The sequence below is a fragment of the Arthrobacter ruber genome (assembly GCF_002954225.1).
Taxonomy (GTDB): Bacteria; Actinomycetota; Actinomycetes; order Actinomycetales; family Micrococcaceae; genus Arthrobacter_D; species Arthrobacter_D ruber.
In genome coordinates this window covers 54,145-78,784 of sequence record NZ_PPTH01000011.1, presented here as the reverse complement: position 1 = coordinate 78,784, position 24,640 = coordinate 54,145, and the positions used below count along the sequence as shown (strand labels likewise).

Below are 24,640 nucleotides of genomic sequence, written 5' to 3'. Positions count from 1 at the left end.
GCGCCGGGGGTGGGGGACCGGCACCTCGGCATGCGCCTCGACGACGCCTGGCTCCGGTTCCAGACGCGCCTCGCGGTTCGCCGCGGCCGCGTCGAGACCGTCATCCCGTACACCGGCTACGGCACGACGTCGTGGGTGCGGGTACTCGCGCGCGTGGTCCTCAGCGACCCGCGTGATACGGGGAAGGGGTCGACGGACGGCCCGCTGAAGCCCCTGCAGGAGGGCATGCGCGGTTGGCGCAACTTCACGAGTGCCCCGGTTGCACACGCCGTCGTCCACGTCACCATCGGGGACACCGTGCACGACGTCGAGGCGGACCGCGGTGGCGTGGTGGACGCCCGCATCCCCGTGACCCTCGACGCCGGGTGGCACACCATCGCCCTGCAGTCGGGTGAGTCGAAGACCGTGGAAGCCCCCGTGCGGATCGTCGCGGACGGCACAGGGTTCGGCGTCGTCTCCGACATCGACGACACCGTGGTGGTGACCGCCCTGCCGCGGCCGTTCCTCGCGGCCTGGAACACCTTCGTGCTCGACGAGCACGCGCGGACCCCCACGCCCGGGATGGCCGTGCTCTACGAGCGGATCGTGCGGACCCTCCCCTCCGCACCCGTGCTGTACCTCTCCACCGGCGCCTGGAACGTGGCGCCGACCCTGTCCCGCTTCCTCTCCCGCAACCTCTACCCCGCGGGCCCGAAGCTGCTCACCGACTGGGGGCCCACCCGCGACCGCTGGTTCCGCAGCGGCCAGGACCACAAGCGGACCTCCCTGGAGCGCCTCGCAGAGGAGTTCCCGGACGTGAAGTGGCTGCTGGTCGGCGACGACGGCCAGCACGACGAGGCGATCTACTCCGAGTTCGCGCAGCGCCACCCGCAGAACGTCCGGGCCATCGCGATCCGCCAGCTGTCCACCGGGGAGGCCGTCCTCGCCGGCGGGCGCTCGAAGAGCGGGGTACGCCCGACGCCGGGCATCCCCTGGATCTACGCACCCGACGGCGCGGGCATGTCCGATCAGCTCGCGGAGCTGGGCATCATCCGCAACGATGTGCGTTCGGCCGATGAGCCGGAGGAGAACGGCTGATCCCCGCCTGCACGCGGTGCGTCATTCTTCCATGGTCCTTGATGCACGCGCAGGCGTGTCGTAGCGTGTGGTCCTAGCTACTCCGGTAGCGGGTCAGCGACCTTCGCAGGGAAGTGTGGGTGCCTCCGTGCGGGCCTGACATTCGTACAAATGCTCGGCGGGGATCGTTCGCGGTCGCCCGCACAATCTCCAGCCGGCCCCGCGCCCAGCGGTGCGCGGCACGTACGAAGAGGCCCGCGATGTCGCAACCGTCCTACCCCGCTCTCTCCTACGAGCTGTACCCGCCGCGGAGTGCCGAGTCCGAGCAGTCCCTGTGGACCACCGTCCGCCGGCTGGAGGAGACGCGCCCGGATTTCGTCTCCGTCACCTACGGCGCGGCCGGCAGCAATCGGGAAGCCGCCATCGGCCTGTTGCGGCGGCTCCTGACGGAGACCACGCTGAAGCCGCTGGCACATCTCACCTGTGTCGGCAGCAGCCGGACGGAGCTGACGGGGATCATCGACCGCCTCATCGGTGGGGGAGTGCGTGGCATCCTCGCGCTGCGGGGCGACACGCCGGAGGGCAGGACGCGGGCGGGCGACGTCGAGCACGCCGACGAGCTCGTCCGCCTCATCCGGGAGGTCGAGGCGCAGCGGACCGCCCAGCTGGCCGCCGGCAGGGTGTCGGTCGGTGTGGCGGCGTACGCGACACGTCACCCCGACTCGGCGAACCTCGACCAGGACATCGACGTGCTCCTGGCCAAGGAGGAGGCCGGCGCCGATTTCGCCATCACCCAGGTGTTCTTCCGGCCCTCCGACTACACGCGCCTGGTCACACGGGCCCGGCGCGCCGGTGTGACGATGCCCATCATCCCCGGCGTCATGCCCCTGACGAGCACCCGGCGGCTGCGGAAGCTGAGCAGCCTCGCGGGGATCGACGTCGACGACGCCCTGTGGGCGCGACTCGAGGGTGCGCGTACCGACGACGAGCGCCGCCGCGTGGGTGTCGCCGCCACGGTGGACCTCGCCCGGGCGGCACTCGACGACGGCGCCCCGGGCCTGCACCTCTACACCTTCAACCAGCACGCCGCAGCCCTGGACGTCCTCGACGCCCTGGACCTCGCGCGGCCCCCGCAGGCGGGACTCGCAGCCTCCCTCTAGCGCGGGGGTCGGCAGCTCCCTGCTGCCCCTGCGGCAGGACGAGCAGGCGGCGTACCCGGCGTGAGCCGTCCGGGCGTCGGGAGTCGTGCCGGGCTAGAAACTCTTCGCGACGGCCCTTCCCGCGGCGGCGATCGCCGTGACCGCCGTCGGAGTGGCAGCCATGAGCTTGTCCTTGAAGACCACGGCCCCGACTCCCGCAAGAACGGAGCCGATGACCACGCGCTGGGCGGTGCGGCGCTTGCCGCTCCAGCCGCCGCTCACTGCGGCGTCGGTGGGATCGAGGGACGGGCCGTACAGGTTGCCGGTGGAGTCCTGCGCCGGCTCCTCGGTCGAGAGCTGACCGTGCTTCGCCTGCACCGCCATACCCTTTTCCACCTGGCCCGGCATGAGGCGGTGCTGGCGCACCACGGAACGCCCGAGACGACCGACGGCCACCTCGCGCACCGGCTTCTCGACGACGGCCAGAATCGCCCTGGCGACGAGGTCGGCGGGGTAGACCGGCGGCATGGCCATCACGCGCCGGCCCGTGTAGTTCGCGGCGTGGTGGAAGAACGGCGTGTCGATGGTGGGCGGAAGGACGGTGCACACGTGGATGCGCTTCTTCTTCTCCAGCATCAGCTCGGACCTGAGGCTCACCCCGAGGGCCCGCACGGCGGCCTTGGACATGGAGTAGGCGGAATTGTACGGCTGCGGAACCGCTCCGAGGATGGAGGCCACGTTGACGAGGACGCCGGAGCCCTGCTCCTGCATGCGTTCGAGCGCGGCGCGGGAGCCGTAGACGTACCCCATCACGTTGACGTCGATCACGGTCTCGAAATCGCGCAGAGGGATGTCGAGGAAGGGTGCGAAGACGGCCACGGAGGCGTTGTTGACCCACACATCGATGCGGCCGAACTCCTCCACGGCCCGGCTGCCAAGTTCCTGCACGGCGTCGTGCTCCGAGACGTCGGTGGGGACGGCGATGGCCCGGGAGCCCAGGGCCATGCATTCCGCGACGAGGGACTCGAGTGCTTCCTCCCGCCTGCTCGCGAGGACCAGGCAGGTGCGGCGGCGGGCGAAGTGCAGGGCCGTGGCTCGGCCGATCCCGCTTCCTGCACCGGTGATGACGACCACGCTGTTCCTGATGCGCATGGGGGTTCCTCCTGACGAGAGTCCGATGGCCGGCGGACCCGCGCCCGCCCTGTCCCCGAACGTACGGTCCGGTCGCCGCGCGTGCAACGGGGGATCAGCGAGCGGCCGTGGGTGCATAGCCCCGGGTCGTGTGCTTCGGCCCGATGCTCTGACTCCTGAGGATCTCGGCGAGCTGGTCCATGAAGAGCCGCACCCGGGCGTCGTCGGCGTCGCCCGTGCGCAGCGCGAAGATGCTGCGGGCGAGCCGGATCTCGGGGACGTCGAGCGTCACGATGCCCTCGGGCCGGTTGACCATGGCGAGTTCGGGCACCAGTGCCGCGCCGAGGCCGGCGGCCGTCAGTTCCAGGCTGGCGTTGAAGTCGTCGCAGTAGGCCGCGATCCGGGGGTGGAGGTTGCAGCTCGCGAAGAGCCGCTCGATCACCGTGGCGTCGGCCGTGCCCGGGTGGTGCATGATCCAGGGCATGTCCGCCAGCTGGTCGGCCGTGACGCGCGAGCCGCTGCGGATGCCCCAGCTCGCAGGCAGGATGACCCGGAAGTCGTCGTCGCCGATCCACTGGCGGCTGAGCGTGGAGGGCCAGGCGAGGCCGGCCTGTCCCACCTGGTAGACGAGCGCGAGGTCGAGGTCGCCGCCGGTGCGGAGTCCCTGGATGGCGTGCGCCGGTTCCCCGACGAACAGGCGCAGCGACACGCCGAGCCGCTGCCACTCAGGCATGCGGAGCAGACGAGGCAGGGCGAAGGTCGCGAGGCTGGGAAAGATCCCGATGCGGAGTTCGTGCGCCGGGCCCGAGCCGGCACGTGCCGTCGAGGCGAGCAGGGCGTCGATGTCCGTCAGCACCTTCGCGGCATGGCGGGACATGGCGACAGCCGCGTCCGTGGGCACCGCACTGCGGGCGGAGCGGGTGAAGAGGGTGGCGCCCGTGTCGCGTTCCAGCGCCGACATCTGCTGGGAGACGGCCGACGCCGTGTAGCCCAGGCTGGTCGCCGCCCCGCTGAAGGACCCGTGGCGGATCACCTCGAGCAGTGTCCTCAGGTGGATCGGGTTGACCATCGACCACCCTTCCTCTCGTCCGGCGGCTGTCCGTCGAGCTTACCGGGGCGCCGGATCCTCACCTCGCGGCTGCCGGGCACGCAGCGCGACACGCCAGAAAATGCGCGACACGAAAATTCTTGCGCCTGTGTGGAAGTCCTCCACAGCATGTGGACCGGAGCCTCGAAAAGGGCCGGATTCGGCGCGTTTCCGGGCTTCCGCCGGGCGCTGATCTGTGGACATCGTGTGGACTACTCGCTGCCGGAATGACATACTTGTAATACATCATGTTGGGGTCTGTCCCGAGGGCCCGCACTAGATGTAGTATCGAGGGACAGAAACAGCCGCTGCACAGCATGAGCCGCAAGGTGCGAGAAACCCCAGATTTCTTCCCCATTTCCGGGGCCGCGCCGCTCATGACACGACAGCACGCTGCTGATGGATATTCAGCAGCCGTATGAGGAAAAGGGGACTAGGACATGACCGTCACGGTTTACACGAAGCCGGCTTGCGTACAGTGCAACGCCACCTACCGCGCTCTGGACAAGAAGGGCATCGCCTACCAGAGCGTCGACATCTCGCAGGACCCGACGGCGCTCGAGCGCGTCCGCTCCATGGGCTACATGCAGGCACCCGTCGTCATCACCGACAACGACCACTGGTCCGGCTTCCGCCCCGACAAGATCAGCGCCCTCGCGGACTCCGCCGTCAGCTCGGTAGCCTGAACGGAACCCTTCGGGGTCCGCTCGGCGCGGCATCGGGATGAGCACCCTCATCGTGGATGACCAGGTGACCTCCGCCTCCCCGGTCGGGGACGCGGAGGGGCCGGTCACCGATGCTCCACTGATCTACTTCTCGTCGGTGTCTGACAACACCCACCGCTTCGTCCAGAAGCTGGGGGTTCCGGCTGCCCGGATGCCGCTCCTCACCAAGGAGCCGACGCTGCGGGCCACCCGGCCGTACGTGCTGGTCCTGCCGACCTACGGGGGCATCACCGGGAAGGGTGCGGTGCCCCGCCAGGTCGTCAAGTTCCTGAACGACGAGCAGAACCGCGTCCTCCTCCGGGGGGTCATCGGAGCCGGCAACACAAATTTCGGTGAGACCTACTGCCTTGCGGCCGACATCGTCGCGGCCAAGTGCGGGGTCCCCGTGCTGTACAGATTCGAAGTCATGGGCACGTCCGAGGACGTGGACCGAGTAACCACAGGATTGGAAGAGTTTTGGACATGAGTGTTGCAGAGACGGAGACGGGCGCACCCGCAGCCGCGGTGGACCGCTTCAAGGACATGGGATATCACGAGCTGAACGCCATGCTCAACCTGTACGGTCCCGACGGGCAGATCCAGTTCGACGCCGACCGCGAGGCCGCGCACCAGTACTTCCTGCAGCACGTCAACAACAACACCGTGTTCTTCCACGACCTCGAGGAGAAGCTCGAGTACCTCGTGAAGAACGAGTACTACGAGCGCGAGACGCTCGACCAGTACACGATGAACTTCATCCGCGACCTCTACAAGCGCGCGTACGCCAAGAAGTTCCGCTTCGAGACCTTCCTGGGCGCCTTCAAGTACTACACCTCGTACACGCTGAAGACGTTCGACGGCAAGCGCTACCTCGAGCGCTACGAGGACCGCGTCTGCATGGTCGCCCTGCACTTGGCCCGCGGCAACGAGCAGCTCGCCGAGCAGATGGTCGACGAGATCATCGACGGCCGGTTCCAGCCCGCAACCCCCACCTTCCTCAACGCCGGCAAGCGCCAGCGCGGTGAGCTCGTCTCCTGCTTCCTGCTCCGCATCGAGGACAACATGGAGTCGATCGGGCGGTCCATCAACTCCGCCCTGCAGCTCTCCAAGCGCGGCGGCGGCGTGGCCTTCGCCCTCACCAACATCCGCGAGGTCGGCGCGCCGATCAAGCAGATCGAGAACCAGTCCTCCGGCGTCATCCCCGTGATGAAGCTCCTCGAGGACAGCTTCTCCTACGCGAACCAGCTCGGTGCCCGCCAGGGTGCGGGAGCCGTGTACCTGCACGCGCACCACCCGGACATCAACCGCTTCCTCGACACCAAGCGCGAGAACGCGGACGAGAAGATCCGCATCAAGACGCTGTCCCTCGGCGTCGTCGTCCCCGACATCACCTTCGAGCTCGCCAAGCGCGACGAGGACATGTACCTGTTCTCGCCGTACGACGTCGAGCGCGTCTACGGCATGCCGTTCTCCGACATCTCGGTCACCGAGAAGTACTACGAGATGGTGGACGACGCCCGCATCAAGAAGACCAAGATCAAGGCCCGCGAGTTCTTCCAGACCCTCGCGGAGATCCAGTTCGAGTCCGGCTACCCGTACATCATGTTCGAGGACACCGTGAACCGGGCCAACCCGATCGACGGCAAGATCATCATGTCCAACCTGTGCTCCGAGATCCTCCAGGTCTCCGAGCCCACCACGTACAACGAGGACCTGTCCTATGACTCCGTGGGCAAGGACATCTCCTGCAACCTCGGCTCGCTGAACATCGCGAAGACCATGGACTCGCCCGACTTCGGCCGGACCATCGAGACCGCGATCCGCACCCTCTCGGCCGTCTCCGACATGAGCCACATCAGCTCGGTGCCCTCGATCGCCAAGGGCAACGACGCCTCGCACGCCATCGGCCTCGGCCAGATGAACCTGCACGGTTACCTCGCCCGTGAGCGGGTCCACTACGGGTCCGAAGAGGGCCTGGACTTCACGAACATCTACTTCTACTCCGTGGTGTACCACTGCATCCGGGCGTCGAACCTCATGTCCATCGAGACCGGTCGACGGTTCGCCGGTTTCGAGAAGTCCAAGTACGCCACGGGCGAGTTCTTCGACAAGTACACCGATCAGGTCTGGGAGCCGACGACTCCGCGCGTGCGTGAGCTGTTCACCGAGGTGCACATCCCCACGCAGGAGGACTGGCGTGCGCTGAAGGCGTCGGTCATGGAGCACGGCATCTACAACCAGAACCTGCAGGCCGTCCCGCCGACCGGGTCGATCTCGTACATCAACAACTCGACGTCCTCCATCCACCCGGTGGCGTCGAAGATCGAGATCCGCAAGGAAGGCAAGCTCGGCCGCGTGTACTACCCGGCGCCGTACCTCACGAACGACAACCTGGAGTACTACCAGGACGCGTACGAGATCGGCTACGAGAAGATCATCGACACCTACGCCGCTGCCACGCAGCACGTGGACCAGGGCCTGTCCCTGACGCTGTTCTTCAAGGACACCGCCACCACGCGCGAGATCAACAAGTCCCAGATCTACGCCTGGCGCAAGGGCATCAAGACCGTCTACTACATCCGTCTCCGCCAGCTCGCGCTGGAAGGGACCGAGGTGGAGGGTTGCGTCAGCTGCATGCTGTAGGCAACTGAATCAGACCGCAGTTCTTCCCATCGCCATTCCCACCCCAAGCAAGGAACATCTCATGAGCGAGAAACTGAAGCTCGTCGACCGGGTCCAGGCCATCAACTGGAACCGTATCCAGGACGACAAGGACGTGGATGTCTGGAACCGCCTGGTGAACAACTTCTGGCTGCCCGAGAAGGTGCCGCTGTCCAATGACGTGCAGTCGTGGGCCACGCTGACGCCGGAGGAGCAGCAGCTCACCATGCGTGTCTTCACGGGGCTCACGCTGCTCGACACGGTGCAGGCCACGGTCGGTGCCGTGAGCCTCATCCCTGATGCGCTCACCCCGCACGAGGAGGCCGTGCTCACGAACATCGCATTCATGGAGTCGGTGCACGCCAAGAGCTACTCGTCGATCTTCTCCACGCTGGCCTCCACCAAGGAGATCGACGAGGCGTTCCGCTGGTCCACGGAGAACGTGAACCTGCAGAAGAAGGCGACCATCGTCACGGACTACTACCGCGGCGACGATCCCCTGAAGCGCAAGATCGCCTCGACGCTGCTCGAATCGTTCCTGTTCTACTCCGGCTTCTACCTGCCGATGTACTGGTCCTCGCGGGCCAAGCTCACGAACACGGCGGACCTCGTGCGCCTGATCATCCGTGACGAGGCAGTGCACGGGTACTACATCGGGTACAAGTTCCAGCGCGGGCTGGAGAGCGCGACGCCGGAGCGCCGCCAGGAGCTCAAGGACTACACCTTCGAGCTGCTCTTCGAGCTGTACGAGAACGAGGTCCAGTACACGCACGATCTCTACGACTCCGTGGGCCTGGCCGAGGACGTCAAGAAGTTCCTGCACTACAACGCTAACAAGGCGCTGATGAACCTGGGCTATGAGGCGATGTTCCCGTCCTCGGTGACCGATGTGAACCCGGCGATCCTCTCGGCGCTGTCCCCGAATGCCGACGAGAACCACGACTTCTTCTCGGGCTCGGGTTCCTCATACGTGATCGGCAAGGCCGTGAACACCGAGGACGAGGACTGGGACTTCTAGGCCCGTCTAGTCAATGATGCGCGACACGCGCATTTTCGCCGAAAGCCCTGTGCGACGTCGCGCAGGGCTTTCGCCATCGATACCTACAGTGCGAGCTCGATCCTCATAAGCCATGACGATTCACTAAGCAGCACCTAATCCACAATATTGTGGTGGCCAGATCCAGGATCCGAGAGAGTGCGCCCATTCATGGAACCGAGCGACGACGGAAAGTTCACTGTTTTCTTCGATCGTAATTGTAGTTCCAGCGTGATTTTCGACGGCGTTGCCGCGAAGTTTACTCGAACTGAGTACCTCAGAGAGAACCCAAGCAAGGGCTGAAGCAATGTGGTGACCATGATGATACTGCTCAAGTTCCTCTCGCCCTTTCGTTCCCGGAAGCTCCTTCGCACCGGTGCTCTCCATACTCAAACCATCGTCCTTCGTGAGAAGGACATCGAGTTCTGCGGACTTCAGTTCGATGGTTTCCGGGTCGCCGAGGAGGTGGACGGGAAACTCCTTCATGCTGACGTATGGGCACGTTGGACCAGTTCGAGCACTGCTCCCATTCCGCGCGTCCACTCGTCGGTGAACCACCGCAACGCTCCATTGCCCGCGATTCCTCTGCGCGTGGCGAATGAGAGCGGTCTGACGCTTGTAAAGATGGTCCCCGAAGTCTGACGGGACCCTTTCGTCGAAGTCCCGTGCAGGAGTCCGGCACTCGGGTGAGCTCGGCAGGGGAACGCACCTCTCTGCCTCGTGCGTAGCGCTGGTTCTCCAAGGCAAGGCTGTGAGCCGGGCGAAGCGCCCTACAGTGGCCACAATCCCTGGAATTCTGAACCCGATCATGAGCGGTGGCTACCCACTGCAATCCTTGACTGCGCTATCGAAGCCGGGATGGCGCCATGGCAACCTAGGTCCTGGGAGCCTCGAAACCCCTGTTCGGCCAGTGGCAGCGGGATCCGGCGTCGGAGCGGTCATGATTCTGCGAGGGCGTGCACCGCGCGTTCGACGGCGGGACGCATGTCGAGTTCGGGATCGACGGTCAACCGGTGCAGGAGCAGTCCGTCGGCGAGCGCCATGAGGGCCCGCGTAGCTGGCTCAGGATCGGCGATTCCGACGGCCGTCACGATTGACTCGGTCCACTTCTCGAATTCGCGGCGCTGCTGCCGCAACGGCTCGCCGAGCTCAGGATCGGCGGCGAGTTCGAGGAAGAGGGCATAGCGCGCGCGGGTCCGCACAGCGAACGGCCCGGCCTGCAGCTCGACCATGGCACACAAACCCTCGATCAGTCCGTCGGCGCCGGTGATAGCCGGCATCGCGGCTGGGTCGAAATCGGCCCGCTCGCGCTCTGCGATCCAGTCGACCACCCCGCCCAGCAACGCCCGGCGCGTGCGGAACCAGTTCGAGGTGGACCCTGGCGGCAGGCCGGCCCGTTCGTCGACCCGCGCGTGACTCAACGCGCGCACGCCCTCCGCACCGAGCAACTCCACGGCCGCCTCCAGGCCCCGCTCGCGTGTGGACGCTGGCATGGACACCCCCTTCCGCGAGGTTTACTATGAACATAGTATCCCCGCCCTACGAAGGAGGTCGCCATGTCCACGCCCACCTCGATCTGGTCCCCGCCTTTGCCGGATGCAGCAGGCTTCGACCACCTCGTGGTCGAGACGCCCGGCCTGCGGACGCACATCGCCACCATCGGGGAAGGTGATCCGGTGGTGCTCCTGCACGGATTTCCCGAGCACTGGTGGCAGTGGCGCGCCATAGCTCCGATCATCGCCGCACGCGGCTACCGAGTCATCTGTCCCGATCTGCGCGGTGCGGGGTGGACGGAGGCCGACAATCCGCAGATCGATCGTGAGAGCCGGCTTCGCGATCTGCTCGCTCTCCTCGACATCCTCGGCATCGAGCGTGCCGACGTCGTCTCGCACGACATGGGTGTCATCACCGCCATGCAGCTTTGCTACGACCACCCCGAGCGGGTTCGGACGGCAGTTCAACTCGCCGTGCCGCCGGCCTTCTTCGCCTTCAGCCCGAAGATCGTCCCCGGTTTCCGGCATCTGCCGCGGTTCATCTGGCACCGCCCGGACGCCTCACTACGCGGGATCTTCTCCGAGGCCTATGTGGCCCGCCCGCTGTCGGAGGCGACCGTCGACGCCAACCTTGCCCCGCTGCGCCGGCCCGATATCGATCAGGCGGTACGTCCGCTCACCCGCGGCATGATTCTGCCCGAAGCCGTGCGCATGATGGTGGGCGTCTACCGCCGTCGGCGGCTCACGGTGCCGACGCTCATCGTCTACGGCCGCCGCGACCACCCGTGGACCGAGCCGGTCCTGGAGCGCATCTGCCGCAACCCGGAGCGATACGCCGATCACGTGGAGTTCGCCTACGTCGAGGGCGCGGCGCACTTCATCACCGACGATGCCCCCGCCGAGGTCGCCGACCTCGCACTCGGTTGGTTCGATCGCGCCGCGTGACTCCAGCCGTCGAGCGCCCCGCGCTCCGGCGTTCTTCCGGCAATCGCCGGCGGAGTGAAGGGCTCGCTCTGCGGCAGCCACCCGCCGGACTCCGGTGCGGCCCCGGTCAGTAGCCCTGCTGGATGACCGCAGCCACCGAGCCGGTCCGCTCAACCGGTCGGCGAGGTCAGCCAGTGCCACCATGACGACCGCTCGGGCTCCGGCTGGGGCACCGGCTCCGGCTCCTCGCCGAGGGCCTGGGCGGCCCGGATGAGGTCGTCGGTGGTGAGCGTCATGACCTCCTCCCGATCGAGAGCGTCGAGCTCACGGTCGGCGTCGAGCGACAGCCTCAGCGCCTGGCGGTTGAGCGCCTGCTCGAACAGCGTACGAGCGAAGCGCGCGTTGCCCGAGTCCTCTCCGGCGTGGAGGTTGGCGAGGATACGGCGCAGCATCTGGTCCGCGCCCGATTCGAGCATGTACTCGTGCTGGACCAGCATCTGGTTGAAGATCGTCTCGAGCGCGTCGACCGAGTAGTCGGGGAAGGTGATCTCGCGCGCGAACCGGGACCGGAGGCCGGGATTGGAGAGCAGGAACGACTCCATCAGCCGGGGATAGCCTGCCACGATCACCACCAGCCGGTGGCGGTGGTCCTCCATCCGCTTGAGCAGAACCTCGATCGCCTCCGGGCCGAAGTCGACCCGGCCCTCCTCCGGGGTCAACGCGTAGGCCTCGTCGATGAACAGGACCCCGTCTAGGGCGCGCCGGATGACCCGGTCCGTCTTGACCGCGGTCTCACCGACGTACTGGCCGACCAGACCCGACCGGTCCACCTCGACGAGATGGCCCTTCTGCAGCAGCCCGACCGCGCGATACATTTCGGCCAGGAGGCGGGCCACGGTGGTCTTGCCGGTGCCCGGATTACCGAGGAACACGAGGTGCTGCGACGTGGCCACCTCCGGCAGGCCGTGCGCCTTGCGGCGGGCCTGGACCTGGAGCAGCGCGACGAGCGCCCGCACCTGTTCCTTCACGGTCTCCAGCCCCACCAGCGCGTCGAGCTCGGCCTGCACCTCGAAGAGCGGCCGCGCCGGCCCGGGGCGCGCACTGAAGAGCTCGCTCACGCGGTCGTCGATCCGCTCCGAACTCGGGAGCTTGAGCTGATCGGCCAGATGACCGAGCGTCTCGCGCAGCTCGTCGAGCGGGTTACGGCTGGCAGCCATGAATTTCTCCTGAGGTGGTTCGACCGCGAGGGAAGGAATCGCGGTGTCTGCTTCAGGGTAGCTGTCGGGGTGGGCTCCCGTCGGATCGCTGTGGATCGTTGCTCTCCAGCGGAATCGAGGACAGCGCGAGGAAACTCTGTGCGGGGATTCGACGGCGCCGGCCTCGGCTGTCAGAGATCACGGATGTAGCACAGCATCCGGTAGTCGGAACCGGGCTCGATATTGACGAATCCATGGCGCTCGTAGAAGCGTCGGGTGTCGACGTCGACCTCGTCCACATTGATCTGCATCTCCCCTGCACCGCGGGCGCGCACGAGGCTTATCGCCCCGCCGAGCAGTGCGGTGCCGATGCCTCCATCGCGGAGGGTCGGGCGGACATAGAGCTCCTCGAGCTGGGCGACGGGACCGTCGTAGTAGGGGGTGGGACGCAGCGTGAGGAAGGCGAAACCGATCGCCTCACCGCTGCCGTCCTCCGCGAGGATCACGACGACATCATTGGAGGCGAGGAGCCGATCGAAGCGGGTACCGAGCACCCGTGCCGTCGGCGTCACAGCGTCGAACTCCGTATTGAAGTCGTACAGGAGTTGTCCCACCGTGGCAGCATCCAGCTGTACTGCCGTCCTCACCCGATGCGTCATCCTGTCCGCCTTCTTCCTCTGCCTCAGCGCCGGCATCCTGATGGTTCAGGCATTGGCAAGCGCGGGTCCATCCGCTCTGGTGCTTCCTGTCTGCAGTGCGTGCAGGTCACACTCGAAACACCCACTCGACAGGACACCCAATGCGCTCGGACCACCTCGAACAGGTTGCTGCAATTGCACACTCCACGGGCTTCACCGTGGATGCCGAACCGCCCGCCGAGCTCCAGCAGGCGGTCGCATCCGCTGTGAGCCATGGAGAACCACTGGCCGTCGTCGCGGCGGTCGCGGACATGCCGACCCTCGCCGTCCTCGATGCACTCGACGCCCTTCTCCCGAACACCGCCTAGAGGGACAACGCCTAGACGGGCGGTATGCGTGCGACGGCGGACGACGCCTATCGCGCGACCGGCGCCGACGCACTCTCGGGAGTCCCCGCCGTCGACGCGGCGTACGACGCCGACACCCGGCGGTACACGGGCGTGAAGAACGCCGCGACGGCGGCCAGGACCATGATGATCCCGGCGATCAGGAACACCAGGGCGATCCCTCGGGACGTACCCTCTCCCAGCAGTGGAGCCAGTCGGGCTGCGCCCTCGGCCGAGCGTGCATACGGGATGATCCAGAACTGGGCGATCGGCGCGATGACGAACGCGGTGACCGGCGCCGCCGCGGATTCGAAGGCCATGGCGAAGCCGAACACGCGGCCCTGCCGCTCGAGCGGCACCGTCTGCTGGATGACCGTCTGCTCGGCGGCCTCGATGAAGGGGATCAGCACCAGGTACGCCCAGATCCCCGCGATGTACAGCCATCCCCACTCCCTGAGGGTGAACACCGCACCGAGCACGCCCATGGCGATCACCGCGAGGAGCATGGTGCGCAGCGGGTTGGACCCGAGGCCGAACTTGCCGATCAGCGCGCCACCCACGATGAACCCCGTCGCACCGACGGCGAACAGCGTGCCCCACATCTCCACGGAGAACAGTTCGAGGCCGTAGGGGTCCATGAGCGCCATGTAGACGCCACCCACGAAGTTGTTGAACGTCGAGAACAGGATCAACGCGAACAGCCCGGGGATGGCCAGCACGGCGGCGAACGAACCGCGCAGATCGAAGCCGCCGTGGGCGTCGGTCCTGGCGACCCGCACCTCCTCGGGCATGCTCAGGGTCAGCAGGTGCAGGGCGGTCAGGGCCGTGAGGACGACGGCGACGGCGATGGTCCAGCCCATGCCCAGCAGCCCGACCGACAGCCCGGAGAGCACCGAGGTGACGATGAACATGAGCCCCTGCACCATGCCCACGAGCCCGTTGGCATTGGCCCGCCGGTCCGGTTCGATCAGGATGGTGACGGTGGTGGACAACGCGATGTTGCGCATGTTCTCCACCACAGCACCGACGAGGATGACGAGCATGAACACCCAGAACCACGGCTGCCCCAGGTCCAGCAGCCACGCGGTGGGCGTCACCAGGAACATGCCCCCGGCCAGCAGGAACATCACCAGGGTGAAACCGGCGGCGAAACGCATCACCGTTAGTTTGCGGAAGCGGTCCACGAAGGTGCCGAAGCTGATGCTGGAGAGGGCGATCAGGAGCATGTACGCCCCACCGACCACCCCCGTGGCGATGACGTTGCGGGTCTCGAGGTACACCCAGAACGTCAGGGCGAACCACAGGTAGCTCGTGGTGATGTTCGCGAGCGCGGTATTGACGAGGATGCCGGCGAAGGTGCGCGAGCGCTGCTTCGGGTCGCGGACCGACCGGTCGATGCCGTCGTCGTCCCCGCCCTGGGCGGAGGAGTCCGCGTCGTCGACGGAGTGTTCAGCGCTCTGGAGGGAGGCGGCGTCGTCGGAGGGGTGTGAGCCGCTGCCTCGGGGCGCAGCGGGGGACGGCGGGGACGGTTCCTGCCCGGTCATGCGGCACAGTCTAGTGACATCGATCGGGCGCGTGAAGGGCCCGGATTCCCGCTCGGGTGCAGGTCCGGTCAGCAGTCCGCCCTCGAACGGGATGGGGACGTGCGGGACGGACGGCATCCCGTGGCCCGTCAGCCGTCCGATGCGGGAGGGCCCCGGCGGTCATCGGGAACCCCCGCCTCCGGACGCGGGGGGAACGGTATGCGGTCGAGGTCGGACGCCGCGACCACCCCCGCGGAGCCTGCCCTCACGCGGGCCTGCGCGGCAAGCACGCCGACGTCGTCGTACCGCGACGAGAAGTGCGTGAGGACGAGCGTCCCCACCCCGGCGCTGCCGGCGATCGCGCCCGCCTGTCCCGCCGTCAGGTGCAGGTAGCGCTCGGCGAGGGTCGCGTCGTCGTCGCTGAAGGTGCTCTCGGCGACCAGCAGGTCGGCGCCGTCCGCGAGCGCCGCCGCGCCGTCGCACTCCGCCGTGTCCATCACGAACGCGAAGCGGCGCCCGGGCCGGTGCACGCTGACGTCGTGGAGCCGGACGGCGCCGAGTGCTCCCTCGCGCTGCAGGCGTCCGACGTCGGGTCCGGTGATCCCTGCGGCAGTGAGCAGTCCGGGCAGGAACGTCCGTCCGTCCGGTTCGGTCAACCGGTAGCCGTAGGCCTCGATCCGGTGGCGCAGCGGTTCGACCCCGATTCCGGACGCGATGCCGCCGGCCGCGCCGTGGGGGCGCAGGTGGAGGTCCAGTCCCGGCGTCGCGAGCGACACCAGCGCGCGCACCACGTCCTCGCCGGACGCCGGGTAGTGGAGGTGCACGGGGTGGGCGACGCCGTCGAGCACCATACGCGAGAGTACGCCGGGCAGACCGAAGCAATGGTCGCCGTGGACGTGGGTGAGGCAGATCCTCGTGATCCTCGACGCCGGGACGCCGGCCAGGAGCATCTGGCGCTGCGTGCCCTCACCGGGATCGAACAGGATGCCCTCGCGTTCCCAGCGCAGGAAGTAGCCGTTGTGGTTGCGGGTCCGGGTGGGCACCTGCGACGCCGTGCCGAGGATGACGAGCTCACGCATGGCCCTCAGTCTTCCATCCCGCGAGCGGGGGAACCCCAGTGGACCGGCCGGGCACTAGGGGAAAGAATGGTAGCGTCCCGCGCCGGCGCAGGACGGCGTGACTCGGGGAGCACTTCACGAAGGAGCGTGATCGGGTGGAACAGCCAGCCCCGGCGTTACCGGAGGCGGCCCGCCAGCAGGCCTGGAAGCAGGGCCCGTGGACCACGCCGTCACCCGAGCTGATCCCGTCCGCGCTGGTGTCCCTCGCGGGCTTCCTCGTGCTGGTGCTGCACCAGGCGCTGATCGGCTATGCCGTGCTGGCGGTGGCGCTCGGAACGGCGGCGTTCGTCGGCAGGGCGTTCTTCCGGGACCTGCTGCTGATCGCCTTCGGCCTGTCCGTGATGACGCTCGTGCCGATCACCACGGACATCAGCCCCGAGCACATGGCCGTCATGGGAACCGCCATGATCCTCGCGGTCGGCGTGCCCTACGCCGTCTCACGCTTCGTCTACCGGGACCACGCGATCACCTTCCCCGTGCGGACGGGCGAGCGGTGGACGCGCACGGAGAAGTGGTACCTGCCCGTCGTCGTCGTCCTCGGTTACGCCCTGCTGCCCGTCTACATGCTCCGCACGGGCGTGTACACCAACTGGCCTGCGGCGTCGGAGCCCGCGGACATCGTCCGGCTGTTCGTCGGCACCAACGGGCTCGGGATCTGGGACGAGCTGTTCTTCATCTGCACGGTGTTCGCCCTGCTCCGCCGACACCTGCCGATGGCACAGGCGAACGTGCTGCAGGCGGTCCTGTTCACGTCCTTCCTGTGGGAGCTGGGGTTCCACGCCTGGGCGCCGCTGTTCATCTTCCCCTTCGCGCTGTTGCAGGCGTTCATCTTCACCCGGACGCGGTCCCTGTCCTACATCATCTGCGTCCACCTCCTGTTCGACCTCGTCCTGTTCCTCGTCCTGATCCACGCGCACAATCGCGCCTGGATCGACATCTTCCTCTACTGACGCTTGACGCCGCGCCACCGAAGGGGTTCACTAGTCAAGTAACTAACCATCGAACAGGGAGAATGCGGTGATCGAGGAAGGCAAGCCCCTGTTCGTGCAGATCGCCGAGCAGGTCGAGGACTCGATCGTCGACGGAAGTGTCGCCGAGGAGACCCAGGCGCCGTCGACCAACGAACTCGCCGCCTTCTACCGCATCAATCCGGCCACCGCCGCGAAGGGGGTGAACATGCTCGTGGACAAGGGAGTGCTCTACAAGCGCCGGGGGATCGGCATGTTCGTCGCCGCCGGTGCCCGCGACCTGCTGCTCAAGGAGCGCCGCAACGACTTCGCCCTGCGGTACGTGCAACCCCTCCTTGCCGAGGCGCGCAGGATCGGGCTCGAACCCGATGACGTCGCGAGCCTCATCCGAGCCGGCGTGGAGCCGGTGACCCCGTAAGGGCAATCGAATCGAAGGACATCATGGACTCTGTCATCGAGGTCCGGAACCTCACCAAACGCTACAAGGACGTCCTCGCCCTCGACGACGTCGGCTTCGACATCCAAAGGGACACCATCTACGGCTTCCTGGGTCGCAACGGTGCCGGCAAGACCACCGCGATGTCGATCCTCACGGCGCAGAACCTCCCGACGAGCGGACAGGTCCGCGTCTTCGGTGAGGATCCCTACGAGAACGCCCGGGTGCTCAGTCGCATGTGCTTCGTGCGTGAGAGCCAGAAGTACCCGGACGACGCCACACCCCGCCACGCCCTCGCCTCCGCGCGCCTGTTCTTCCCGCAGTGGGACCAGGAGCTCGCAGACGACCTGGTGGAGGAGTTCCAGCTGCCGCTCAAACGCACCATCAAGAAGCTCTCGCGGGGGCAGCTCTCCGCCGTCGGCGTCATCATCGGGCTGGCTTCCCGCGCCGAGATCACCTTCTTCGACGAGCCGTACCTCGGTCTCGACGCCGTCGCCCGCCAGATCTTCTACGACCGCCTGCTCACCGACTACGCCGAGCATCCGCGGACGGTACTCCTGTCGAGCCACCTCATCGACGAGGTCTCGAACCTCATCGAACGGGTGCTCGTGATCGACGCAGGGCGCATCATCATGGACGAGTCCACGGAGGACGCCCGCGCACAGGCCACGAATGTCGTCGGCGACACCGCTGCCGTCGAGAGGGCCCTCCGCGGCCGCGAGGTCATCCACCGTGAGAGCCTCGGCCGCGTGGCCTCCGTGACGTTCGTGGGACGGCTCGACGCCGCGGAGCGCGACGCGCTCGCCGCAGCGGGGCTCGACCTCGCGCCCGTCTCGCTGCAGCAACTCATCGTCCGCCTCACCCAGCAGAGAACCCCGGGCCGCGACGCATTCGCCGCCGAAGCGCAGGAAGGAAGCCTCCGATGACCACCATCGAGTCCGGCAGCGCGACGCGCCCTGCTGTCGTGCGCAACCGCACGCGCAACGTGGTGCGCCTGCAGTTCGTCAACACGCAGACGTTCGTCTGGGTGCCTGCCCTCGTCCTGGGCGGTGCCTGGGTCCTGACGATGCTCATCTACTGGATCCTGCAGAACGCGGGAGTGACCGGGGTCAAGACCGGCGGGGGTTCGCAGGCCCCGCTGTGGTACTTCCTCGTGGTCGGCATCCAGGCCATGACCATGACCTTCCCCTTCTCGCAGGCGATGAGCCTGACCCGGCGGGAGTTCTACGTCGGCTCCCTCGCGGCGGCGGCGGTGAGCGGTCTCGGGATGTCGCTGGTGTTCGTGCTGCTCGGCCTGGTCGAACGTGCGACGGGGGGCTACGGCATGAACGGCTACTTCGCCTACCTGGACTGGCTGTGGCAGGGAGGACCGCTCGCGGCGGGCCTGACGTACTTCGTGCTGACCATGCTGTTCTTCATCGTCGGTTTCTGGTCCGCCACCATCTACAAGCGGTACGGCACGGCGGTGCTCACGACCGTCCTGATCGGTATCGGCCTCGCGCTCGTGGGTCTCGTAGCCCTCGTGACGTGGCAGCAGGCCTGGCCGGAGGTGGGGCAGTGGATCCTCGACACCGGAGCGCTCGGGCTGACCCTGTGGGCCATCCTGGTGTCCGTGGTGCTCGCCGCCGGGTCCTACCTCACGCTGCGCCGGATGCCCGCCTGATGCCCGACGCGGATGGCCCGGCCGGTTTCATCGACGAGGCGCTCCAGTACGAGAGCTCCTGGGAGCGGGCCGAGGACTACGAGCGGCGTCACGGCGACCACCTCGAGTACTACGGCGCATCCGTCGGTGCGGTACGTGGAACCCTCCGCAACGCGCAGCGCCGGTACCCGGGCCTCGGGCACGACGACGTCACAGCCCTGGCCTCCGAGCTGTGGAGTCGCCCGGTCTTCGAGCGGCGCCTGGCGGCCGCCGTGCTGCTGCAGTCCTCCGTACGACTCCTGCGATCCTCCGACCTCACCCGGATCGAGGGTTTCCTGCGCTCGGCCCACCTGCCCGACCTCGTCGATCCCCTCGCCGTCGACGTCGTCGGGCCCCTGCTCCTCCGGCTGCGCGGACAGGACGCCGTGCGCGCCCACGCCGTGCTCGAGCGGTGGGCAGCAGCGGACGACCCCTGGCTGCGACGCGCGGCGGTCCTGGCCCACCTCCCGGCGTTCCGGACGGGCGAAGGCGACGGCGCCTCGTTCCGCAGGATCGTCCATCTCGTCTCGGGGGCGCACCAGGGTCGGGTGAGCACGGTGGAGGACGCCGTCGCCCTCGTCCGGGCGAGCGGGGCAGGCTGACGGTCCGACCCGCACCCGACGGGCCGGACGCCGTCGCGCCGGTCGGGCGGGTGCTGCCTACCGGACGTCGATGGTGCGGATGAGCTTCCCGCGCAGTGCCGGCACAAGATGGTGGAGACCCATCAGGCCGAGCCCGTAGCGCCGCACGCGGCGCATCGACGTCGCCACGCGCAGGCGGGGGTCGATCAGGATTGCGCGGTGGCCGAGCCGGTGCGAGAGCCGGACGGAGAAGTCGATGTCCTCGTCGGAAGTGTCGATCGACGTCCGTCCGAGACCGCCGACCTCGAGGTACGCCGTCGCACGCACCGCCATGTTGTGACCCACGACGAAGCGCAGGTAGGCGGCATCGAGATGTCCCACGGCCATCATCATCCGCAGGAGCCACAGTGCGCCCGGCATGAGCTGGGCATCGCCCCAGCGGTAGTACCTGTCGCGCAGCGGGATGCTCGTGCCGCCGACGAGCGCGACGTCCGGATGGAGGGTGAACAGCGTGCGGAGCCGGGCGGCCCAGTCCTCGGTGGGTGCACTGTCGCCGTCGGTGCGGGCGACGAGCGCGTGGCCGTCCGCGATCGCCCTGCGGAACCCGGTGTCGCAGGCTGCGCCGGTGCCCTTCTGCGGCTCGTGGAGGATCGTGATGCGGGGTGTCGGATGTGCGGCGGCGAAGCGCCGCACGCGCTGCACGGTGCCGTCGGTGGAGCCGTTGTCCACGACGTACACGTGGAGGTCCGGGCAGTCCCGCTGCCGCCGGAGCGCCTCGAGGGTGTCAGCGATCCCGGGTTCGTTGAGGACGGGGACGACGACAGCGAGTCGGTCGGTCACGGGATGATCCTTCAGGGATTGTCGAGATCGCGTGCGGCGAACGTGTCGCAGGACCGGAGGTCGCCGGTCTCGAAGCCCTGTGAGAACCAGGCCTGGCGCTGTGCGCTGGAGCCGTGGGTCCAGCCCTCGGGGTTGACCTGGCCGGTCGCGGCCGCCTGGATGCGGTCGTCGCCCACCGAGGCGGCAGCTGACAGCGCATCCCCGAGGTCGGTGGTCGAGAAGGAGCGGAGGAAGGGCTCGCCGGACTCCGGATCGGGGACGGAGGTGGCGTGGGCCGCCCACATCCCGGCGAGGCAGTCCGCCTGCAGTTCGACGCGCACACCTCCGGACTCCTCGCCCTGCGGATCCTGCTGCGCGGCGCCGAGGGTGCCGATCAGGTTCTGGATATGGTGGCCGAACTCGTGCGCGACGACGTACTCCTGTGCGAGCGGGCCGCTGGAGGAGCCGAACTGGGTGACGAGCTCGTCGAAGAACGCCGTGTCGTAGTAGGTCTGCTCATCGACCGGGCAGTAGAAGGGGCCCACGGCGCTGGTGGCCGTGCCGCAGCCCGTGTTCGTCCGGTCGGTGAAGAGGACGACTCCGGGCTGGGTGTAGGTGACGCCGAACTGGTCGAGGTAGGGGGACCAGAAGCTGTCGAGGCTCTCGGCGGTGCCGAGGATGCGACAGTCGAGCTGCTCGTTCGCATCGGCGCCGGTGAGGCACTCGTTGATGGCCGGCTCGCCGGCGGGATCCTGCTCCTGCGTGATGGTGCTGCCGTCGCCGAGTCCGAGGTCGTCCACCACGCCGGGTCCGAAGATCAGGGAGAGGATCAGCAGGAGCCCGCCGCCCACTCCGCCTCCGACGGCGGCACCGCGTCCGCGGCCCCGCCGGTCACTGACGCGGGAGGGATCGAACCGGGCGTTGTCGTTGAAGCTCATGGCATAACAATAAGCCGACTTAGCGTTGCCGGCGGAAACGGCTCGCAGGGTCCGCTGCTACTCCGTCGGCCGATGGTCGTGGGGCCGACGCCGCACGGGTTCCGGGGAGGTTTCCTCGGCGGTGAGCTGCAGTGCGGTGAGGTGCTGTTCGAGTACCTGCGCCGCCAGCAGATGGCCCTGAGGGGTGAGGTGGACGCCGTCGGCGAGGAAGCCCGCCAGCCTGTGGCGCGTCAGCCAGTCGCCGGCTGATACGAAAGGGATGCCCCGCTGGGCGGCGAAGCCGCCGAGGACGGCGTCGACCTGTGCACGGCGGCCCCCGCCGTCACCGGCCCCCCGACTGAGGGTGCCGATCATGACCAGGCGCGACGACGGGTATGTACTCCTCAGTGCCGCCACGAGGGCATCGGCACCGGCGAGGATCTGCGCGTCCGAGGCACCCAGTGCGGCGTCGTTGCCTCCACCCTCGATGACGACGAGGCCGGGCCTGCCGTGGGGCAGCACCCAGTCGCCGCGCATCAGGGAATCGTAGTAGTTGGCATTGCCCACCCTGTTCGCCGCGACGAAGCCGGTGCCGCCCGCGCCGGCGAAGCTCACGGAATAGCCGAGGGTGCGTAGCGCGGCCTGCGGCCAGGTGTCCGGCCCGGCGGACTGCGAATCACCGATGAGGACTGCGGTATCCCGGATGTCGGGCACCACGACCTCCTGCCTGCCCGTGGCGGGGTTCCGGGCGATGCTGCCGACGGCGGGCTGAGGCGGGTCCGCAGGCGGCTCGGTCCTCGTGGGCGCGGGGCGTTCCGGGGGCGGGGCAGTCGGCGTTTCCTCGGACGCGGTGCTCGACGGCTCGTCGGACGTGCGGGCCGCCCCGGCCGTGTCGCTGCCTGAAGTGTCGGGCGGGACCACGCCGGCGAGGATCCCGACGGTCACCCCGACGGAGGTGAGGGCCACCAGGACTCCCAGGAGATTCTTCCGGAGGTACGTCGGAGACGTGGAGGACCGATCTGCCGTGCCGTGGTGCATCCCCATCCGTTCCCGCCTTCGGTACCCCTGCCCGGCGTCGTTCCCTCAGGCTACAAGTGGCGGGTGGACGCGCGCGTGCGCGCCGCCGCGACACTCCGACGGAAGCGCCGGATCGCGCTCAGTCCGCCCAGTGCGACGGGCGCTCGATCCGCTCGGGAAGGCGCGTCCTCCGGTCACCCGCGGCAGCAGCGACCTGCATGGGCGTGAGAAACAGGGCGCGCGAGAGGTCGGCGCCGTGCAGCCTGGCGTCGCGGAGGTCCGCTCCCAGCAGGTCCACCCAGCGGAGATCGGCACCCGTGAGGTCCGCTGCGATGAGGTAGGCGCCCCTGAGGTTCGTTCCCTGCAGTGATCGCCCTGCCAGGTCCGCGCCGAGGAGGTCCGCGCCCATCGGGCGCCGGGCGACGCGCTGCGCCCCTGCATCCGCCCGGACACCGGTGCTGACGTCCCCGAGGGCGTCACCGACCCGTCGGCGGAGCTCGGCGAGGTCGACGGCGGGAAGATCCTCCGCCTGCAGGCGTGTCAGGCCGATGGTCTCCTCGACCAGCGCGTCGACGGCGGCGGCTACCGCCCGGGGCACGGCGGTCGACCGGGCCGCGAGGCGCTGGGCCTCGTCGAGGTACCACAGCACCTCATGAAGCTGCCGGACGATCGGGAACACCGCGAACATCGGTGCGCGTACCTCCGGGTGCGCCGTCCAGCTCTTCCCGCCGAACAGGTCCTGCGCCACGTGCTGGCCGGCGCCGAAGCAGTCGAACACGGTGCAGCCCCTGTACCCCTCGCCGCGGAGCCGCGCGTGGATGGTGCAGGAGAAGTCGGCGGCGAGGTTGTGGCACGCCGTCCCGGCCGGCTTGTGGTGCCCGAAGTCCGAGGACCGTTCGAAGCCCAGCGCCGAGCAGCACAGGGCGAAGCAGTTCCCGCAGTCGGCCGTCAGGGCGACCTCCGGATGGCCGGACAGGCGCAGCGGGACGGCGGGCACGGCGGGTCCTCTCGGTGGGGGGCTGAAGGAGGGTGGCGGAAGCAGGGTATGCACGCGGCCTGCCGGCGTCCCGATCGGCGCAGCGGGACACGGTCCGCCGGTCCTTCGGGATTCTCGCACCGTTTCTGGTTCTCGCCAAGCGGAACCTCCCCGGGCGTCGCGGGGTTGTCCCCTCCGCTGCCTGCTGGAACGGTAGGTTCGGGCGGCACCGCGCCAACCCGCTGGACCGGCGAGCCGCCGTCCCGGATCAGAAGGAGCAACGGATGAACATCCTCAAGGTGATGCTGGACGGACTCGAGAACGCCAAGGCCCTGGACAGGATCGCCGATCCTGTCGCCGCCGTGGTCGGCAAGGCCGTCCAGCCCCGGACCATCCGGAACATCCTCAGCGGCACGGCCATCGGCCACCACCTCCACCCCATGATGATCGTCATTCCCTCGGGCGCCTGGAGCATGGCCTCGTTCCTCGACCTCACCGGGGGCAAGGACACGCAGAAAGCCGCCGATCTGCTCGTGACCGTCGGGATCCTCTCAGCCGTGCCGACCGCCATCACGGGCCTGCACGACTGGTCGGACACGCAGGAGAAGGAGCGCCGCGTCGGGATCGTCCACGCCGCCGGCAACTCCCTCGCCCTCAGCCTGTACACCGCCTCCGCCGTCGCCCGGGCCAAGGACAGGCGTGCCCTCGGCGTCCTGCTCGGGCTGGGCGGCCTCGGCTCCATGCTGTTCAGCGCGTACCTCGGCGGTCACCTGAGCTACGCCAACGGCGTCAACGTCAATCGGACGGCATGGCACGAGGCGCCCACGGAGTGGACGCGCGTGGCGAGTGAGGCCGACGTCGTCGAAGGCGGCAGGCACACCGTGCGCACGAACGGCGTGCCCATCCTGCTGCTGCGGCACGAGGGGAAGCTGACCGCGATGGACAGCGTCTGCAACCACCTCGGCGGGCCGCTGGAGGACGGCACCATCCAGGACGGCTGCATCACGTGCCCGTGGCACCAGAGCATGTTCAGGCTCGACGACGGCAAGAACTACCGCGGACCCGCGGCCGTGCCCCAGCCCGTCTACGAGACCAGGGTGACCAGCGACGGCTACATCGAGCTGCGCCAGCCTTCCTCCTGACGCTTCCCGCC

Annotated in this window: 26 protein-coding genes; 14 read left to right on the top strand and 12 right to left on the bottom strand. The window is 68.1% G+C overall.

The window, feature by feature from the left end; genetic code table 11:
• Positions 1–30 precede the first annotated feature (30 nt).
• Together CI785_RS02300 and CI785_RS02295 are read left to right on the top strand one after the other, a co-directional pair.
• Positions 31–1,077 (top strand): App1 family protein, encoded by a 1,047-nt coding sequence (locus CI785_RS02300; protein ID WP_240614968.1) that lies wholly within the window; start codon positions 31–33, stop codon positions 1,075–1,077.
• A gap of 239 nt (positions 1,078–1,316) precedes the next feature.
• Positions 1,317–2,216: a methylenetetrahydrofolate reductase gene (locus CI785_RS02295; RefSeq protein ID WP_105030480.1), complete on the top strand. Its 900-nt coding sequence runs from the start codon at positions 1,317–1,319 to the stop codon at positions 2,214–2,216.
• 93 nt (positions 2,217–2,309) lie between these two features.
• Here the strand turns inward: CI785_RS02295 and CI785_RS02290 are convergent, their stop codons facing one another.
• Both CI785_RS02290 and CI785_RS02285 read right to left on the bottom strand, forming a co-directional pair.
• Positions 2,310–3,347 carry an SDR family oxidoreductase gene (locus CI785_RS02290; RefSeq protein WP_105030479.1) on the bottom strand — a complete coding sequence of 346 codons (1,038 nt, stop codon included), beginning with the start codon at positions 3,345–3,347 and terminating at the stop codon, positions 2,310–2,312.
• Between the two features lie 94 nt (positions 3,348–3,441).
• Positions 3,442–4,395 carry a LysR family transcriptional regulator gene (locus CI785_RS02285; RefSeq protein ID WP_105030478.1) on the bottom strand — a complete coding sequence of 318 codons (954 nt, stop codon included), beginning with the start codon at positions 4,393–4,395 and terminating at the stop codon, positions 3,442–3,444.
• 458 nt (positions 4,396–4,853) lie between these two features.
• Here CI785_RS02285 and nrdH point away from each other — a divergent pair, with 458 nt between their 5' ends.
• The 4 genes from nrdH (at position 4,854) to nrdF (ending at position 8,796) form a co-directional block, all read left to right on the top strand.
• Positions 4,854–5,099, top strand: coding sequence for a glutaredoxin-like protein NrdH (gene nrdH, locus CI785_RS02280; RefSeq protein ID WP_105030477.1), 246 nt, complete (start codon positions 4,854–4,856; stop codon positions 5,097–5,099).
• Positions 5,100–5,136: 37 nt separating this feature from the next.
• On the top strand, positions 5,137–5,604 hold the full coding sequence (gene nrdI, locus CI785_RS02275; protein WP_105030476.1) for a class Ib ribonucleoside-diphosphate reductase assembly flavoprotein NrdI: 468 nt from the start codon (positions 5,137–5,139) through the stop codon (positions 5,602–5,604).
• Positions 5,601–7,760, top strand: coding sequence for a class 1b ribonucleoside-diphosphate reductase subunit alpha (gene nrdE / locus CI785_RS02270; protein WP_105030475.1), 2,160 nt, complete (start codon positions 5,601–5,603; stop codon positions 7,758–7,760). The genes nrdI and nrdE overlap by 4 nt, the downstream gene beginning before the upstream one ends.
• Positions 7,761–7,821: 61 nt before the next feature.
• Positions 7,822–8,796, top strand: coding sequence for a class 1b ribonucleoside-diphosphate reductase subunit beta (gene nrdF, locus CI785_RS02265; RefSeq protein WP_105030474.1), 975 nt, complete (start codon positions 7,822–7,824; stop codon positions 8,794–8,796).
• Between the two features lie 123 nt (positions 8,797–8,919).
• Here nrdF and CI785_RS16935 read toward each other — a convergent pair whose 3' ends face one another.
• The gene (locus CI785_RS16935) at positions 8,920–9,300 is read right to left on the bottom strand and encodes a hypothetical protein (protein WP_157940129.1); all 381 of its coding nucleotides are present in this window, start codon (positions 9,298–9,300) and stop codon (positions 8,920–8,922) included.
• Positions 9,301–9,752: 452 nt separating this feature from the next.
• A complete protein-coding gene (locus tag CI785_RS02255; protein WP_105030588.1) occupies positions 9,753–10,307 on the bottom strand; it encodes a TetR/AcrR family transcriptional regulator in 555 nt (184 codons plus the stop codon).
• 126 nt (positions 10,308–10,433) lie between these two features.
• On the opposite strand from CI785_RS02255, the gene CI785_RS02250 reads away from it, so the two are divergent.
• Positions 10,434–11,252, top strand: coding sequence for an alpha/beta fold hydrolase (locus CI785_RS02250; protein WP_240614956.1), 819 nt, complete (start codon positions 10,434–10,436; stop codon positions 11,250–11,252).
• Between the two features lie 149 nt (positions 11,253–11,401).
• Here CI785_RS02250 and CI785_RS02245 read toward each other — a convergent pair whose 3' ends face one another.
• Positions 11,402–12,448, bottom strand: coding sequence for an AAA family ATPase (locus CI785_RS02245; RefSeq protein WP_105030471.1), 1,047 nt, complete (start codon positions 12,446–12,448; stop codon positions 11,402–11,404).
• Positions 12,449–12,618: 170 nt separating this feature from the next.
• Positions 12,619–13,086 carry a GNAT family N-acetyltransferase gene (locus CI785_RS02240; protein ID WP_105030587.1) on the bottom strand — a complete coding sequence of 156 codons (468 nt, stop codon included), beginning with the start codon at positions 13,084–13,086 and terminating at the stop codon, positions 12,619–12,621.
• A 140-nt stretch (positions 13,087–13,226) separates the two neighbouring features.
• On the opposite strand from CI785_RS02240, the gene CI785_RS02235 reads away from it, so the two are divergent.
• Positions 13,227–13,433, top strand: coding sequence for a hypothetical protein (locus CI785_RS02235; protein ID WP_105030470.1), 207 nt, complete (start codon positions 13,227–13,229; stop codon positions 13,431–13,433).
• Between the two features lie 47 nt (positions 13,434–13,480).
• On the opposite strand, the gene CI785_RS02230 is transcribed toward CI785_RS02235, so the two are convergent.
• Together CI785_RS02230 and CI785_RS02225 are read right to left on the bottom strand one after the other, a co-directional pair.
• Entirely contained in the window at positions 13,481–14,995 is a 1,515-nt protein-coding gene (locus CI785_RS02230) for an MFS transporter (RefSeq protein WP_105030586.1), read from the bottom strand.
• A gap of 128 nt (positions 14,996–15,123) precedes the next feature.
• Entirely contained in the window at positions 15,124–16,053 is a 930-nt protein-coding gene (locus tag CI785_RS02225; protein WP_105030469.1) for a ribonuclease Z, read from the bottom strand.
• A 218-nt stretch (positions 16,054–16,271) separates the two neighbouring features.
• Here CI785_RS02225 and CI785_RS02220 point away from each other — a divergent pair, with 218 nt between their 5' ends.
• The 5 genes from CI785_RS02220 to CI785_RS02200 all read left to right on the top strand — a co-directional run bounded on the left by CI785_RS02220 (position 16,272) and on the right by CI785_RS02200 (position 19,779).
• Positions 16,272–17,042 (top strand): CPBP family glutamic-type intramembrane protease, encoded by a 771-nt coding sequence (locus tag CI785_RS02220; RefSeq protein ID WP_105030585.1) that lies wholly within the window; start codon positions 16,272–16,274, stop codon positions 17,040–17,042.
• A 67-nt stretch (positions 17,043–17,109) separates the two neighbouring features.
• Entirely contained in the window at positions 17,110–17,478 is a 369-nt protein-coding gene (locus CI785_RS02215) for a GntR family transcriptional regulator (RefSeq protein WP_105030468.1), read from the top strand.
• Between the two features lie 23 nt (positions 17,479–17,501).
• On the top strand, positions 17,502–18,422 hold the full coding sequence (locus CI785_RS02210; protein WP_105030467.1) for an ABC transporter ATP-binding protein: 921 nt from the start codon (positions 17,502–17,504) through the stop codon (positions 18,420–18,422).
• Positions 18,419–19,159, top strand: a complete 741-nt coding sequence (locus CI785_RS02205; RefSeq protein ID WP_105030466.1) for a hypothetical protein — start codon at positions 18,419–18,421, stop codon at positions 19,157–19,159. The genes CI785_RS02210 and CI785_RS02205 overlap by 4 nt, the downstream gene beginning before the upstream one ends.
• Positions 19,159–19,779, top strand: a complete 621-nt coding sequence (locus tag CI785_RS02200) for a DNA alkylation repair protein (RefSeq protein ID WP_105030465.1) — start codon at positions 19,159–19,161, stop codon at positions 19,777–19,779. The genes CI785_RS02205 and CI785_RS02200 overlap by 1 nt, the downstream gene beginning before the upstream one ends.
• A gap of 57 nt (positions 19,780–19,836) precedes the next feature.
• Here CI785_RS02200 and CI785_RS02195 read toward each other — a convergent pair whose 3' ends face one another.
• The 4 genes from CI785_RS02195 to CI785_RS02180 all read right to left on the bottom strand — a co-directional run bounded on the left by CI785_RS02195 (position 19,837) and on the right by CI785_RS02180 (position 23,508).
• The gene (locus tag CI785_RS02195; protein ID WP_157940128.1) at positions 19,837–20,598 is read right to left on the bottom strand and encodes a glycosyltransferase family 2 protein; all 762 of its coding nucleotides are present in this window, start codon (positions 20,596–20,598) and stop codon (positions 19,837–19,839) included.
• Between the two features lie 11 nt (positions 20,599–20,609).
• Positions 20,610–21,515 carry a KPN_02809 family neutral zinc metallopeptidase gene (gene ypfJ / locus CI785_RS02190; RefSeq protein ID WP_105030463.1) on the bottom strand — a complete coding sequence of 302 codons (906 nt, stop codon included), beginning with the start codon at positions 21,513–21,515 and terminating at the stop codon, positions 20,610–20,612.
• Between the two features lie 57 nt (positions 21,516–21,572).
• A complete protein-coding gene (locus CI785_RS02185; protein WP_240614955.1) occupies positions 21,573–22,460 on the bottom strand; it encodes an SGNH/GDSL hydrolase family protein in 888 nt (295 codons plus the stop codon).
• 190 nt (positions 22,461–22,650) lie between these two features.
• Positions 22,651–23,508 (bottom strand): pentapeptide repeat-containing protein, encoded by an 858-nt coding sequence (locus CI785_RS02180; RefSeq protein ID WP_105030462.1) that lies wholly within the window; start codon positions 23,506–23,508, stop codon positions 22,651–22,653.
• A 263-nt stretch (positions 23,509–23,771) separates the two neighbouring features.
• Between CI785_RS02180 and CI785_RS02175 the strand changes: the two genes are divergently transcribed.
• A complete protein-coding gene (locus CI785_RS02175) occupies positions 23,772–24,629 on the top strand; it encodes a Rieske (2Fe-2S) protein (RefSeq protein WP_105030461.1) in 858 nt (285 codons plus the stop codon).
• The last annotated feature ends 11 nt before the right edge of the window (positions 24,630–24,640 follow it).